The organism is Campylobacter concisus, assembly GCF_015229965.1.
GTDB lineage: Bacteria > Campylobacterota > Campylobacteria > Campylobacterales > Campylobacteraceae > Campylobacter_A > Campylobacter_A concisus_BD.
Map to the genome: position 1 here is coordinate 1 of NZ_JAAKZB010000021.1, position 15,829 is coordinate 15,829.

11 protein-coding genes and 1 pseudogene are annotated in these 15,829 nt (G+C 35.0%); 7 read left to right on the forward strand and 5 right to left on the reverse strand.

Annotation, left to right across the window (positions count from 1 at the left end):
• Positions 1–323: pseudogene (locus G6W43_RS08505) on the forward strand (hypothetical protein); the annotation flags it as partial.
• Positions 324–326: 3 nt separating this feature from the next.
• Positions 327–1,706, forward strand: coding sequence for a thioredoxin reductase (locus G6W43_RS08510; protein WP_194169600.1), 1,380 nt, complete (start codon positions 327–329; stop codon positions 1,704–1,706).
• 67 nt (positions 1,707–1,773) lie between these two features.
• On the opposite strand, the gene G6W43_RS08515 is transcribed toward G6W43_RS08510, so the two are convergent.
• A complete protein-coding gene (locus G6W43_RS08515; RefSeq protein WP_242047647.1) occupies positions 1,774–3,711 on the reverse strand; it encodes a site-specific integrase in 1,938 nt (645 codons plus the stop codon).
• 405 nt (positions 3,712–4,116) lie between these two features.
• On the opposite strand from G6W43_RS08515, the gene G6W43_RS10650 reads away from it, so the two are divergent.
• The 5 genes from G6W43_RS10650 to G6W43_RS08540 all read left to right on the forward strand — a co-directional run bounded on the left by G6W43_RS10650 (position 4,117) and on the right by G6W43_RS08540 (position 8,657).
• Positions 4,117–4,341, forward strand: a complete 225-nt coding sequence (locus G6W43_RS10650; RefSeq protein WP_035170182.1) for a hypothetical protein — start codon at positions 4,117–4,119, stop codon at positions 4,339–4,341.
• A 535-nt stretch (positions 4,342–4,876) separates the two neighbouring features.
• On the forward strand, positions 4,877–5,179 hold the full coding sequence (locus G6W43_RS08525; protein WP_103617927.1) for a hypothetical protein: 303 nt from the start codon (positions 4,877–4,879) through the stop codon (positions 5,177–5,179).
• Positions 5,157–5,702, forward strand: coding sequence for a hypothetical protein (locus tag G6W43_RS08530; protein ID WP_194169601.1), 546 nt, complete (start codon positions 5,157–5,159; stop codon positions 5,700–5,702). The genes G6W43_RS08525 and G6W43_RS08530 overlap by 23 nt, the downstream gene beginning before the upstream one ends.
• Positions 5,703–5,854: 152 nt before the next feature.
• Positions 5,855–6,217, forward strand: coding sequence for a plasmid mobilization relaxosome protein MobC (gene mobC, locus G6W43_RS08535; RefSeq protein ID WP_149711957.1), 363 nt, complete (start codon positions 5,855–5,857; stop codon positions 6,215–6,217).
• The gene (locus G6W43_RS08540) at positions 6,207–8,657 is read left to right on the forward strand and encodes an aminotransferase (RefSeq protein WP_194169602.1); all 2,451 of its coding nucleotides are present in this window, start codon (positions 6,207–6,209) and stop codon (positions 8,655–8,657) included. The genes mobC and G6W43_RS08540 overlap by 11 nt, the downstream gene beginning before the upstream one ends.
• Positions 8,658–8,703: 46 nt before the next feature.
• On the opposite strand, the gene G6W43_RS08545 is transcribed toward G6W43_RS08540, so the two are convergent.
• From G6W43_RS08545 to G6W43_RS08560, 4 genes are all read right to left on the reverse strand, one after another.
• Positions 8,704–9,918 carry an ATP-binding protein gene (locus G6W43_RS08545; protein ID WP_149711959.1) on the reverse strand — a complete coding sequence of 405 codons (1,215 nt, stop codon included), beginning with the start codon at positions 9,916–9,918 and terminating at the stop codon, positions 8,704–8,706.
• A 302-nt stretch (positions 9,919–10,220) separates the two neighbouring features.
• Positions 10,221–13,262 (reverse strand): type III restriction-modification system endonuclease, encoded by a 3,042-nt coding sequence (locus tag G6W43_RS08550; protein WP_149711960.1) that lies wholly within the window; start codon positions 13,260–13,262, stop codon positions 10,221–10,223.
• A 12-nt stretch (positions 13,263–13,274) separates the two neighbouring features.
• Positions 13,275–15,167: a site-specific DNA-methyltransferase gene (locus G6W43_RS08555; protein WP_149711961.1), complete on the reverse strand. Its 1,893-nt coding sequence runs from the start codon at positions 15,165–15,167 to the stop codon at positions 13,275–13,277.
• Positions 15,167–15,823, reverse strand: a complete 657-nt coding sequence (locus G6W43_RS08560) for a DUF4391 domain-containing protein (protein ID WP_149711962.1) — start codon at positions 15,821–15,823, stop codon at positions 15,167–15,169. Before G6W43_RS08560 ends, G6W43_RS08555 begins: the two co-directional genes overlap by 1 nt.
• Between the last annotated feature and the right edge of the window lie 6 nt (positions 15,824–15,829).

A 15,829-nucleotide genomic window follows, 5' to 3' on the forward strand; every position in this document is an offset into this window, starting at 1 on the left:
GCTCATTAGCAAACGTAGCATCAGGCAAACCAAAATATCCGATAAACTCATATCAAAAAGCAGTAGAGATAATAAACAAATTTAAAAAAGGTATATTTAACACAGACGATAGCGATAACTCTCATCGTAACCTCTCAAGAGAGCTTGTAGAGGCTCTTGATATCATAGGTAACAATAACATAAAGGGTATATATGTGGGGTGTAAGGAATTTCAAGAATATAAAAATTCCAATAACAAAAAAGCACCTTCAAAACTCCCCCCTCGCCTAGTAGGTCGTCTAGCTACTACCATAGTAATGGAAGATGGTCTATATATAGGATAAGATATGAAGAAGATTATATTTATAACTTTAGCTATCTTAGTAGTAATAGCTTCAGCACTGTTTATCAATAAAGAAAAAACAATGAGTAAAGGAAATTTAATGAGTAAAGAAATTTATACAGTCTTAGCACCAGATGGTACAGAACTAAAATTTGATAAAACAACAAACCTTTTGGTACCAAATAATAATGAGTATAAAAAGGTAAGAACTAGTGAAGAGTACTTAGAAATTCAATCCAAGTATCTCTTGGAAGCTCGCTCCATCCTAGACTCATCCCCATATAAAAACTATAAACCATTATACTATAACCCTAAACCAAACTCTCTAGGTCAAACAGACTATCTATCATTTAAACCATGGCTAGACATTAGTTATAAACCAAGCTCAAATAAACTATCACCTTGGACTAAGACAGAAAAAGCCTACTATGAAAGCTTAAAAGATAAAAGAGATAGATATATCTATCTAGTAAAAAGAAGTAATCTAAAATGCACCATGATAGATATCCCAGAAGATGCAATAGGTAGAGTAGATAGTAATGGCAAACTAACAAAGCCAGAATATGCTGAAATTTATGATGAAGTAAATGCTCACAAAGGCACATTAAAATCAGAATTATTTGCAGCAGAGTGGAATATATGTGCTGGAGTATTAGGAAGCACTGTTGGATTTTCAGGAGGAGTTGGATTAGGTTATGCAGGGTTTAAAGCAAGAGCATATCAATCAATGTTTCTATCAGCCCAGCTTGGTCAAGACGGAGCCTTGGAGGCATTAGCCGACATGTTTGAATACTCTACCTATTTAGTAGGTCTAAACAAAAATTTACAAATGGCTGAAGAATTTAGGAAACTAGCTAAAAATCCCCCACTAGATGAATATGGAATGATGCCTTATTTAGATGAGATAGTAGGGAGCTATTTCGTGATGGATTTTAATAGGGGTGGGGTTATACTTGATCCAATAGCTGATACTGTTCATCACTTAAGAGAAATGGTAGAGGATAAAGGCAAGCTACTGGACCCTAGAGATCTTGACGCAAATGAGACTACTAGAGAAGAATTTTTGAAATATGCAAAAGAAACCTTGCATGATTTTCAAGCCCCTTATGATGTCGCAGAGCCAGATGATACTGAATTAAAGCAAGTTATGTTAAATAGAGACTCTGGTATATTAGAAGCAAAAATAATATCCCTAACCCCACCAGAGGGATATCCAAATGCACCATACTACAACACACCAGAAGAGCTAACAAGACTATATGAGGCTGGTAAATTAGATAAAAAGCTAAATCCTCTAACACCAGTGATGTATAGAGATAGCTTCCCTGAAGATCTTAGGCAAAAGATATTATCTTACGCTAAAGAGCATAATATAAAGGATTAGCGATTTAACATCAAGCAAGTAGATTATGGTTTATAGAAGGAAGCATACATTCATATAAACCATATGTCTAATAGCATACCATTTCAACTTTTGCCTTTAATACACTAGCATTTATATTTGTAGCATATGTTCCTAGTAAAATTTTATACTGCTTCTCATGTCCTACTATTTGAGCTATGATATTTGGCTCTACTTCTTGTTGGACAAGCGTATCTATAAAATAGTGCCTAAACGAGTAAAAAGTCTTTTGCTTGTCGCCGCTTATTAACTTTCGTTGTATTTGTGATCTAAAAATTTCTGAAAAGTCTTTGTTACTTACTTTAAAGATGCTTTTATTTGCACTAGCTCTTTGTTTTACAAACTCCATTAGTCCAAGCTCTATTAGCTTACTATGAACTGGCACAAGTCTTATGGAGTTTATATTTTTGGTGCTCTTGCCATCATCTCTATTTATGCTAAAGCAAAGCACATTATTGTGTTGCACGATATCACGTGCTCTTAGCTGAACTATCTCATTTATCCTCATGCCACTATATGCTGCTATCATAGTTATATAGTATAGATCATTTGCACTTATCCGTTTGCTTGGCGACTTGTTAGTCTCTTTAAAATTTTGGACTATTTTAAAGATAGCATTAGCCTCTTCCTTGCTATAAGGTAGCACCTTACGCTCCATTGGATTTATCTCTACTTTTACGTTTAGGTCATTTATGATGCTCTTACTTATGTAGTCACTGTTATAGCAATACTTAAAGAACTGCACTACTCTTATCATATATTTTTGTATGGTTACTTGTGATAGCTTGGCATCATTTTTACCTATGCGTATTATCTGCTCTAAGCTTTTGTCTTTGTATTTGGCTTTTTGATTTAGCTTGGTTGGTATGTGAGCCAAAGTATTTCTAAATTTAAGCAGATCATCTCGTGATATGGTTGTGATATCTTTGCTTGGATGAAAGAATTTAAATAATATATTACCTACTATATTTACCAGATCCATAGTGCTACTTGACCACTTTTGACTAACGCTAGTGTTAGCTGTAAAATTTTCAAATGCCACTTTTAGTGTGATGATCTCCTTGCTCTCTATCTTTTTTTGACTAGTAGAGCATGGCACTATCTCGTATTCTTGGACTGCCTCATCGTTTAAACTACCCATGCCAAAGCTACTATCTCCTACTTTTATGCGCTTGCCTATTAGATGGCTATCGCTAGTTAGTATCTGCTCTGCACTCCTCTCATCACCTTTTGTTTTTACTAGCTTAAAAGGAGTGTTAAGTCCGTATTGTTGCTCAGCAGTTACCATTATGGCATGTGAGAAATTTTTAGCTAGACTTTTGATATCTTCTTTGTTAAGAGGCAATCCACTTGCTTCATCTAGAGCGTTGATGTTATCTTGGAAGCTATCTATACCAGTTGGCTCAAATTTATAACTTTCATCTTGTTTGCTTAAAAATTTAAGTCTTTTAGACACAAGGTTTGTGCTCTTATCAAGCTTTGATATTAGGTAGTTTAGGGATAGTATATGTTTTTCTAGCAAGTTTTGAGCTATGCTGGCTTTATCATCTTGGTCTATGGCTTCATCTATACTATTGGCGGATAAAATTTCAGCCTTACTTATCAAAGTCTCATTGCTTTTATTAAGTAAATCAGGAAAGGTATTATCTTTTAAAGCCTCTTTAAAATGCTTATTTAACGCATCTGCAAAGTCAATATCTATCTTTTTATCATAAAGCGAATGCTCTTTTATGCTCTTATCAATCTTTGCTTGCATAAAACTATCAACTAATGAATCTATAATTCCTTGATTTAGCTTCATATCAACTGCCTTTGTTATGAGATAGATATATCTATCATAAATTCTAGCAGATTTTCTGGCTTTTAATATGGAATAAGTCCCCAAGGAGAAAGATAGCTCTCTTGAGCATTTTAAAACTTTTCTTGCGTTTGGTGCGATGACGCTTCGGTAGTAATAAATTCCATTGCGGTTTTTTAGATGTATCATGGATTTGCAGTGGAACAAAAGTGGGACACTTGACTAGTGCTTATGACAAAAAATTGTTTGTAATAGCGATGTAGCAGGGCTTTAAGCGATATTTAAAAATTTATCTCATAAGCCGGAGGTCGGGAGTTCAAGTCTCCCCCGTGACACCATAAATACCTAAACTACGATGTTTCTACAATATTATATTGCAGTCACCTTTCATTAAATATAGCTTAATGTTTGTAGCAAAATAAAATTTTATGTAGCAAATTTTTAAGCTTGCAGTAATTTTAACACGTTTTTTGTAAAATTTTAAAAAACAAGTAAAATTTTTTAACGAATCATCTACTATGATATAATCTGTCACTCTACTGTGTTAAATTTTTATCATAACTTAAATAAAATGAGTATAGATGCGTAGTAAAAATGGCGTTTATAGCTATTGAATATGGGCTAAAAAATATTTTTGATGATTATGATTCATTCATATTTCCTAACAACAAAACACAAAATAGAGATAGACCACATAAGCATTACGAGATCCTGCGCGTGGTCAAATACTGGCTGCCATTTATAAAGATAAAAGAACCAGAGAGCCTTAGGGTGAAATTTGATAATTTGCTTGGGGAGTATCTAGAATGCAGTTGGTAATTATGTAATCGTTTTCGTTTATTTTTAAAAAATATACATGTTATTAATAAAACATTTTTATCTTTCCGCTTAAAAATAAGGCCATTCATGGTCTATAATTTTAAGATATTTGTTTCTATTCCTAATATATATACTAGCGTTAAGTAATTTATAAGTATTTTTATGCTATAAAGCCAGGAAAACCCTAGTATATCATGCTTCTGAAATAAAAGTCAACAATTATTTACCACTTTAAACGATTTAGCCACCAAAATATCCTATAATACACACAAATTTAAAAAAATATTTTACTCAAGGAGATTAAGATGGCTAAAATCAATTAAGAGTAAGGATTTCTTTTAAATGTTTGAAAAAGATAACCCTTACGATAGGTTGTTGGGACTCCTATTGTAATCGTTCTCTACTTTTAAACTACTTAAATAAAAACCTTATCAACAATTACTATATGAAAGCAATGGGCACACTATAGGTATGCCAATTTGGTGAGATGGCTATTGCTGTCTTTGTAAAATTTTAAAAGCCATAGGAGGAAAATATGGCAAGCAAAAATACACTTTTAAATGATTTAAAAACCATTAGAAAGAATAAGAAAAAAGAGGAGATTAGACAAGCATGTATTGAAGTATTGTTTCCACAACAAGCAACACTCAAAGAGTGCAAGTTACTAATCGAAAAAAATTTTAGCGTAAAGCTATCAAACAAGGAGTTTTCCAAATGGAGGAAAGAGTATGAGGCAACAAATGCTAATCAACCCTCTGATGCATGTCATATTCTCGTACCCAAAGAAGACAAAAAAGAAGATGAGGAGCTAAGCAATGGCACTAACAATCAAGAGTAGCGATACAGCAGTTGCGGCAAATGCCGTAATTGCTCTACAAGAATATATCGAAATGGGCAATAAGGCTAGTGAAAATATTAGAAATAATATTGAACTTTTTAATCAAACCACAGATAGCTTTGATAAAAGCTTTAAAGAAAAAATAGAGCTTATAGAGCAAGGAGGTGTTGAACTTACAAATGCAACAAAAGAGATCCAAAATGACTTTAAAAAGACATTACAGAGTGCGGACAAAACCATATCGAAGATCAACTCATCTTTTAGCTCTTTGATGAAGAAGATAGTATCTGCATTAATTGCCTTTGTATTTATAGAAGCACTCTTCTTTTTTGGCTACCTGTTTTATGATAGCCATAAGACAAATGAAGCCAAATCTGCACTACAAAGCAGTCTAGATAAAGCACTTAATAAAGCGTCCAATATTCAAGGCTTTATCATCCATATCTACAACCAAGATAGTCAAAAAGCTAGCGAAGATTTTACTAAATGGCTAAACAAAAATGGCGACAGCAATGTTCAGTAGTATGCAAATTTTTCTAATAGCAAGACACATACAATGTATGACACTTCGTTTTCATACCTTGTATAATCTTGCTCTGCCGAGGTCTACAATGCGAGATATATGAAGCGTTAAAACGCTTCATCTCGCTATCACATTTTATGAAAGGATATCATATGTCAAAAAATGTCAAGGATAAGGTGCTCTCCGCAAGGATCACTTATCAACAATATGATAAGCTATCTAAAATAGCTCTAGAGTTAGATATGTCAAGATCAGAAATCATTTCCTATCTTATAGATAATGGCACTGTAAATTCTGAATCTATAAAAAAGAAAGAGCTAGATTCGGCAATCATTACATATTTTGCTAGACCTTTTAATAACATTAATCAAATAGCAAAGAGACTAAATATAGCTTATAAGACTAGTGGTAATATAGCTTTAGAAGTGATACTGCGAACACAAGAAGAGTTGTACAAAATTCAATCAGTCCTAACTGAAATTTTAAGCCTAATAAGGAGTAGCTATGATAGTTAAGATCTCAAAGGGAGAAAAAGGCATAGCTGATTATCTAAAAACTGGTAAGAAAAGAGATTCAAAGCTAACTAGAGATGAAAAAGATGATAGATTGCCACTGGCTGGAAATTTAGATCTTATCGAGATGTCTGAAAGGCACCAGAGCAAGAAAAAGAATAAGAAATATAACTACTATCATATATCCTTGTCATTTACTTCAGAGGAGTGGAACAAGCTATATGAAAGTGGCAATATAGATGATCTTATAATGGATTTTTTGAAGCTCACTTTCCCAAATCACGACATAGATGAGTTACTTTTTTATGCTGAAGCTCATCTGCCTATAATTAAAGAAGAGCCATATATTCCTCGTCCAGAAGGGACACTAGAAAACAAAGTATTAAACAAGAAACATAAAAATGGCGAACCGCTAAAAAGAGAGCCTCATATTCATCTAATAGTCTCTTTTGAAAACATGAAATTTACTCATAGCGTAAAAACTGGTGGAGTAATATATACAAAAGGTGCAGCCAAGCAACAAGTAAAAGCTATTATGGCTAAATCAGTAGAGAAATTTAAAAGAGTGGTTAATGACATCTTATCTAACAAGTATGGATTAAATAATATAGAGCCCTTAAGCATGGATGAAGACCAACTAAAAAAGCAATATGAAAGCTTTAAAAGTGCAGCACAAAAGGTTAAGAAAGGCAAAGAAAAAGATACGCAGATGAAGATAGAAACAGATGTGGTGATCGAGCCAAAAGCAAATACAAAAGAGCAAAACATAAGTGTTGAAGAGCTACTAGCTGATGCTAAAAATTCTACAGCTGATTATCTATTAAGAATGATAGAAGAAGACGAGAGTTTCAAAAAAGACTACTATGATAGGGCAAAGAGACTTAATGCAGTGGATATAAGAGAACTTTTACCTATGATCAATGCAAAATTTAACATCACCGCAAAACCTAAAATAGTAAATGACAAATATAAAGTAAGTGTAGATGGGTTTAAGGGAACTTATAATCTAACTGATCTAATGTGCAAGATAGTCTATAATGGCAGAAAAGGAGCATTATTTCACGTAGTTAATGAGCTAGAGCAAATGCTTATAGAGCTTCAAGCCAATAAAAATGAGCCAAAGATAACATTAAGTGTGAGCAGTGACTTTAGTACTCCAAATAAGGACCCAAAAACTCAAGTGCTAAATAGCTGGGAAACGATACGAATAGAGCCATACAATCTAAAATCAGTACTTAAAAACTATTCAGCTATATCAGTGGCAAGTTTTAAGGATAAAAATGAAGAAGATAGCAGTATTGATAGCATAACTCCTACACTTATATATGATATAGATAACTCTAAATTTGCTATAAGTGATGCTCAAAATTTACTGCAAAGCAAAGGAGTAAAGGGCTTTATATACCCAACCGCCTATCAAGCGCCAGACACAAAAGTAGAGAAATTTAAACTCATCATACCCACAACAAGGGCTCCAAGCTTAAATGAATATGATGAATACATAAAAGAGATAACAAGAGAGCTTGGGTTATATAAGGTAGTAAATAACTCAAGCCTATATCCTGGTAAATTTCACTACACTCCGGTACCAGGATCTGAACTTGTAAGCATTAGAGGAAAAACTTTTGATAATACAAGAGCCATTGAAGAGGCTGGTTTAAAAACAGATATTAATAATATGGATATTAAAGCCATATATGAAGATTTACAAAAGCTAAGAAGATATGAGCTTAGCCATGAACCAAAAGATAGCAACTTACATATTAAAAGAGCAAGCTACCAAGCTATTTCATCAAAGATTCCAATAAAAGAGTTAATAGAATACTTTGACGAGAGCACTGTGTTTAAAAAATATAAAAATCATCAAATACTTTCTGACAAGAGTGATAGATACCTTTACTTGTCAGAAGAAAACACAGCCTACTCTTTTAACCAAAATAGACACTATTCCCCATATATCTATATCAGAGATAAATTTTATGAAGCAGCCAGAAAGATAAAAACTGGGTTTTTAAATGATGACGTCATTAAAAAGCTAGGGCTTAAACAAAATGAATATGAAGGCTTCGTAAAAGCTATCGATGGTCATTTAGATATAAATAGATACTATTTAGCTTTTATAAATAGAACCGAAAGCTTTAAAAAATACCTGCCAGATATAGTTAGAATTAACTATAAAGGCTTAATTTATAATATAAAAGCCTATATGAAAGATTGGCAAGATATGCAAGGCTTTAATAAGCTAAAGGAGTGTTATCAAACAGATAAGATCTCTCTAACAAATGATCATATATCGTTTGGCTCACTAAAAATAACAAAGCAAGAGCTATATGATCAAGGACTTGATAGTAACTTTGGAGTAGAGCAAACAAAACAACCATCAAATAGAGCAGAAGCTAAAGAACAGAATATAAAGTCAGGGTATGACAGCTTGGAGAGATAGATTTTGTAGAAGTCAGATCATTAGCATTGCATCTTCTCAGCTATCTCTAATACATAAAACCAAACGGCAATGCAAACATATCATCATCCAGTTTTACGGCTGTATCTCCGGCGTAAAAGACTATGCCCTTATCAAATTTACTTTGTAAATTTTCTTTTAAGTGGTAGATATGCTTAAAGTCATCTTTGCTGATAGTTTTAGGTGATTTGACCTCTATGGCTATGAGCTTGCCTGATATCTCAAGGATAAAGTCTATCTCTTTTTGATCACTCGTTCTATAGTAGTATATGTTTGCTCTTTTTTTGCTACTTGTATTTGCCTTTAGTAGTTCATCAAATACAAACGTCTCATATATTGCGCCTTTGTATGGGGAATTTGCAAGATCTTGCACTGATGAAATTTGAAGTAAGTGCACCAGTACTCCGGTGTCAGTAGCAAAAATTTTAGGAGTTTTTATGAGTCTTTTTAGAGCATTATTAAAATACGGCTGAAGTTTTTGGATCTGATAGGTATGTTCAAGCACGCTAAAGTAGCTATCAAATGTCTTATTATCAAGCCCAGACTCCAAGCATAGCTCGTTTTTGTTAAAGATATTGCCACTTCTTAGCATACACAATCGGTACATAGTGATAAATTTATCCATGTTTCTGATGTTGCCTATCTCTTTAGCGTCTGATTCTATATATGTTCTTATGTATGAGCTAAACCAGAGATATTTTGATTTCTCTGAGCTTATCTTTGTGATCTCCGGGTAGCCGCCGTTTATGATCTTTTCGGATAAGCCGTCGTTATCATACTTTTTTAGCATCAAATGGTCTATATCACCACTTAAAATATCTATCAAATTTTCATTGCTATGGCTTAGCTCTTTTTGAGAAAGCGGATATAGCTCTACTATGCCTATCCTACCAGCCAAAGAGTCTGAGATATCTTTAAAACCCTTTAAATTTGCAGAACCAGTTAATACAAACTGCCCATTTGTTCTATCTTTATCTATAAATTCTTTTATAGCTAAAAGCAGTATAGGTACTCTTTGTATCTCATCTATCACGATAGGCTTATTGCAGTGCTCTATAAAGCCTTTGGGGTCATTCCTTGCGGATTCATATATGTTTATGTCGTCAAGCGTTATGTAGTTTGGTATCTCTAAATTTAAAGCAAGTGTTGATTTACCAACCTGCCTAGCCCCGCTTATCAAAAGCACTGGGAAGCTTTTCATATACTCTTTTATTTCATCGCTTATGGCTCGTTTGATATACATAGTATTTTATCCTTAAATATTTAGGAGTATGATACTATAATATATATAAATTTACAAGGATGGTTTGGTTAAGATAATTGTATATTTAAATTTAATCCGTACTAAAACTAGTAAGATTAAGTCAGCCACTGTAATTTTTTATTACACTGAGTATTTATTAGTAGAGCTTTAAGCAGTATCGCCTCAGATTTTAATATTAACAAATGGTAGTCAAATTTTTCCTCAAAAAGAGCAGCGTAATAACCATCTTTGGCGTATTACACATACTCTTTTTATACTGCGACTTAACTTCTCAGTAATTTTTATCTCATAACTTTATCCAGTAGCGATTTATAGCTATCCACCACGTCATAGACTACACTATCGCTACTTATAGCCTTAAAATGCTCCTTTGCGCAGTGGATTTTGGACTCTTCGACTTGGCGAAGCTGCATAGAGTTCATAGACCCCTTAGTCTCTGCCACAAAATAAATATGCTTGATATCACCCTCATAAAACGCAATCGCCCAGTCTGGATTATATTTTCCCACAGGCGTGCTTATATAAAAGCCACTTGGAAGCTTAACATAAACGGCAACGTCCTTGCTTGTATCTAATTCCATTGCAAAAGCTTTTTCATTAGCCGAATCATATACGACATGATCGTAAAGATGTTTTTTTGTTTTAACCGCATTTTTGTCAAGCTGACCTTTTATCGTAGGATCCGTAAAAACCGCAGTATCGTATTTTTCATCTAGCGCATTATAGGTAATATGCTGTATAATCGCCGTCGCTTTTTCATCATTTATAAGAGTGGCTGCTTTTATGATAAATTCCTCAGGATTTGACTTAAATTGTTCAAACGTAGTCTGCTTTATCCCTCTAAGAATTTGGATAATAGCTTTTCTCGTAAGCCCCGTCTCATCTACTAGTTTTCCTATCAAGTCATATTTGATACTTGAATTTGGGGCTATTGCATGGTTGTAGTTTTGGGCATCTTCTTTTACAAAAGACTCTCCAGATATCAACTCTTCTTTTGACTTGATTTGCTCCATTGCTCCAGTTTCGACTCTAAAGTAAATTTTTGAAACTTGCAAATTCTTATCTAAAGACTCAATTGCCTTTTTTACAAGCTCATCTGTATCAAAGTCGACTACATATACGGATTTTGAGTTGATCTTGCTCCACAGCTCCTTAAATTCAGGCATTGCAAGTTTATCTTCGTCTACTGATAGCTCGACATTGTTTTTACGCGCATCTTCAGGCATCATCGCTTTGCTATCATAGACAGAGTCGATAATCGCAATGACGGACTTAGTAAAATCAGCCACTTCATCTGCAAATTTTATTTCTCCGTTAGCCTTATCTTCATAATACTTATCCGTAAGAGCGCCTTTTTTATCAATATATCCATTTATAATTAAATCATAGTAAATCGCGCCGCCCATATCGCCGTCAACGACTTGCTCGTTACCCTTGTCGTCCTTGATTACTTTTCCGATAAACAATTCTGCACTAACGGCTCGCGGTCTATCTGCGACAGCCTCAGCAAGCTCGCTTTGAAGACCTTTTGCAAAACTATCATAGCTTTCGCTAGCGATAACGGTAAGTACGTTTACGTTATGCACATCGCTTCCAAGCACATTACTATCCATACGCTCGCCATTTTGATTTACACAAAGTCTAAGCCCGCGACCGACCTCTTGACGTTTTCTTGTTTCGCTAGTGCTTTGTTTTAAAGTGCAAATTTGAAATACGTTGGGATTATCCCATCCTTCACGAAGCGCAGAGTGTGAGAATATAAATCTAACAGGAGATTTATTTGGATCTCTATCAAGTAAACGCTCTTTATTTTTCATGATAAGATCGTACGCATCGACGTCATCGGTCGTAGTCTCTCTACTAGATACTCTAGAATCAATCATTCTTCCCTTTTTATCAATAGAAAAATATCCCGCATGCGTACTTTTAGCGGAAATCAAATCAAGATACTTCAAATAATCACTCTCGTTTGTGTCATGTTGTAAATTTTTGATAATATCTTCGTATTCTTCTTCAAACATATCAGCATAAGCACCGTTTGTTGGCTCTCCGGCTGCGCCATACTGCCTATATTTGGCTACTTCATCGATGAAAAATAGCGAAAGTACCTTGATGCCTTTATAAAAAAGCTCACGTTCTCTTTGAATGTGCGAAATGATAGTCTCTCTTATCTGTATTCGGCGAAGCTGGTCCTCGCTTACTTTACCGATAACGTCTCCGGCGTAAATTTTAATGCCGTTAAGAAATTCCACCGAGTCGTCGCGCCCATCGATTTTTGAGACAATAAACCCATATTTATACTCCTCTAACTGACCGGAGTTATCATATAGGTTGTATCCCTCGGTTACCGTTTTTGTGATCTTACGGATGCCGTTTGCACCCTTGCAATCAAACTGTATAGTAGCAGTCGGTGCGGATTTTGAGAGATTGATACTTTCAAGATATACATAACTTTGCGTAGCCGTGCTAGCTGATTCTGTGATGCCTTTGACTGCGATTTTCTTAACTAGACGCTTGTTGTATGCCTCCATAGCATCTAAACGATAGATCATATTATAGATACTATCGCTTTTATGGGTAGCAGAGTAGCGAAGCGTCATCAGCGGATTAAATTGCTTTAAATTTTCCTTTGTCTGCGCGCCTTCTACAGATTGGGGCTCATCGATGATTACAATAGGATTTGTCTTAGCTATGATATCGATCGGTCTGCGAGAACGAAACTCGTCTAGTTCCATGTGAATTCGTCTTGCGTCTTTTCCTCTTGCGTTAAACGCCTGAGAATTTATGATCATAACGTTTATAGAGCTATCCGATGCGAAATGATTGATCTGCTCAAGCTGAGCGGAATTGTAGATAAAAAAGCGAACTTTTTTGCCGTATTCCTCGGCAAAGTGCTCCTGCGTCATCAAAAACGACTTATACACGCCCTCGCGGATAGCAATGCTTGGCACGACGATGATAAATTTACTCCAGCCGTAGTGCTTATTAAGCTCAAACATCGTCTTGATATAGGTGTAAGTCTTGCCAACACCCGTTTCCATCTCGATCGTTAGATTGTATCTGCCTTCTAGTTTGGCCGATGGCTTTATTTGATTATCTCTTTGAAGTTTTTGTATATTTTCTAAGATGATTTTGTCATTTAGCTCTGGTACTATTTTTTGATTGCTCCAGCCGGTAAATTCTTCCAGTTCTAAAAGCGGTTGTTGATAATTGCCCTTATCTATCATGTAAGTTGGCGTTAGATATGGCTGTCCGGCAAATACATCGACTACGGCTTTGGCGGCATCTGCTTGAAATTTTTGATGCTTAAATTGCAGTTTCATATCGCTTGCTCCTTATATGACTTTTACTCTGGTGTCAGGCGCAAGTAGTTTAAATATCTCCGCTACATTGATCTTTGATGGGCTGTTTGCAAAGCTACTATCTCTAAAGACCGCGCGAAGCGGGCGTTTCTTTGCGATCTCTTTTATCACACTCTCAGCGATATTTTCATCAAAGCAAGCGATCAAATCTCCATCGTTATAATTATGCACCGTGCACTCTCCGATCTTTTCGCAAGCGTATGGAAGCGATAGCGGAAGTCCCCACTCTAGTAAGCAACCAAAAAGCAGGTCTAGATCGCTCCTGTCTGATTTTACGTTTGACTCTAGCGTAGAAAGTAGGTCTTGGCTATATTCGCTTGGGCTATAGTAAACATCTCTCATATTTGTATCATCTAGCTTAAGCGCTCTAAAGCCGATATCTAAATTTTCAATGCCCTCTTTATCTTTGTTTTCTTCTAAAATTTTCTTACCAGCACGACGTATGCGCTCTTTGCCTATTTCGCAGATGTTTTTATAGCCCGCTTTATAGGCTTCGCTTGTTTCATCTGTCTTTTCGGGAAGTTGCACCATGATAAATTTACGATTTCCGCCATCTTCAGAGTTTAGTTGCATTACAGCGTCAGCGGTTGTTGAACTGCCGGAGAAGAAATCTAGGATTATGTCGTGGCTATTTGAACCTATTTGTAACAGTCTCTTTATTAGTATTGATGGCTTCGGATAAGAAAAGAACTCACGATTGCCAAAGTAATTTCTGATTTCTATTGATCCAGCTTTTGTAGTTCCATAGTTTTGTGTAATGATATTAGATGGCTTTTGCCCTTGTAGCTCGTCCTTTAAAAAAGATTTAACATAAGGAACTCTTGTTTTTCCTACAAACAATTTACCAATTTTGATCCACTCATTAATGGTTGTTTGCGGCGCATATGAATTCCATTTTATAATCGTTCCATCTAGTAATGGTATATTTACTAAATAATCCTTTTGCTTGCTTAGGTTTATTAGCTGAAATAATTCGCCTTTATTTTTATCAATTTTTATGCCTTTTACTAAATTTTCTTCTTTATCTAACTTGATGTGCCTACTTTTATCCTTTTGATCCAAATTAATTATGCCCTTAATATTTGAATCTTTGCAATAGCAAATAATGTTTTCATAATGACTCCTCATTATAGAAGAATCATTGCCACCCTCTTTCCCTTTTTCCCAAACAAAATTCGTTATATAGTTTCCAGCCCCAAACACTTCATCGCAAATTTTCTTTAAATTTGCCTGTTCGTTATCATCGATACTGATAAAAATCACTCCGTCATCACTAAGCAAATTTCTTGCAAGCATTAGTCTTGGATAGATCATAGAGCACCAGTCGGAGTGAAAACGTCCGTTACTATCTGTATTTTTAAACATGCGGTTGCCAACCTCGTCGATCTCGCCTGATTTATCTGCATACTCATCGCTACTCATCTTAAAATCATCGTTATAAATGAAGTCGTTTCCGGTGTTATAAGGCGGATCGATATAGATCATCTTTACCTTGCCTAGATAGCTCTCTTGCAAAAGTTTTAAAACCTCAAGATTATCGCCTTCGATATATAAATTCTCCGTCTTGTCCCAATTAACGCTCTCTTCCTTGCAAGGTCTAAGCGTTTTTCGTATCGGCTTATTTGCCTCAATGATAGATGCCTTTTTGCCGACCCATGTAAATTCGTAAGCTTCGTTGCCCTCAATAACATCTTTTGATAGCATTTGCTTTAGTAGCTCGAAATTTACTGCTTTTTTATAGACATTGTTTTCTGCCGTGCTCTTTTCTTCATCTAGCATTTCTGTTATGCAATTAGGAAACATAGCTCCTATCTTTTCAATATTTTGAGCGGTAATATCTGCGGTCTCCATTCTCATTTTATCCATCATATTTCCTCCAAATCTCTTTTAAGTTTTTTAAGCTCATTATTTATCTGTATCTGTTTGTTTAGTTGCTTTTCTTTGCGAATTTTAGACTCTAGTGCCAAAATTTGCCTTTGCAAAAGCTCCTTTTGCTCCGACCGAACGATAGAATCTTTAAGGCTTTCGTCTGAAGCTATTTTTTGCAATGTTTCGCCGGCTATTTGGCGAACGAAATTTTCATAGGCTGCGTCAAGGTTTAATCCCTCTAGTTTCAAAGGCAAATTTTGCTTATCTAGCCAATCGGTATAGTAGTACGAATTTACTTTAAAAGCCCTGTTTCCAGATATAGCAGCCTCTTTATAGCTAATGCAAGCCTTGTATCTACCCTGATACTCTAAGATAAAAACTATATGATACGGCACCGCTCTATCTATATGGCGCAATAGCTCATCATCTAGGTTTGGGCTCTTTAAAAACACCTCAAAGACTTCGATCTCTTTTACGAGATTGCCGTCTGCAAGGTTAGCGGTTGAAGATGCGATTTTATAACTCCAAAGAATTTTATCTACTTGCTCTATAAATATTTTCTTTAAAGCAGGCGATATCTCTAAATTTTCATAAAATTTCTGTTTTGGGATTTTTTTATTAAACTCCGTGCTTTTTGGTAACTCTATAGCCATAGATAG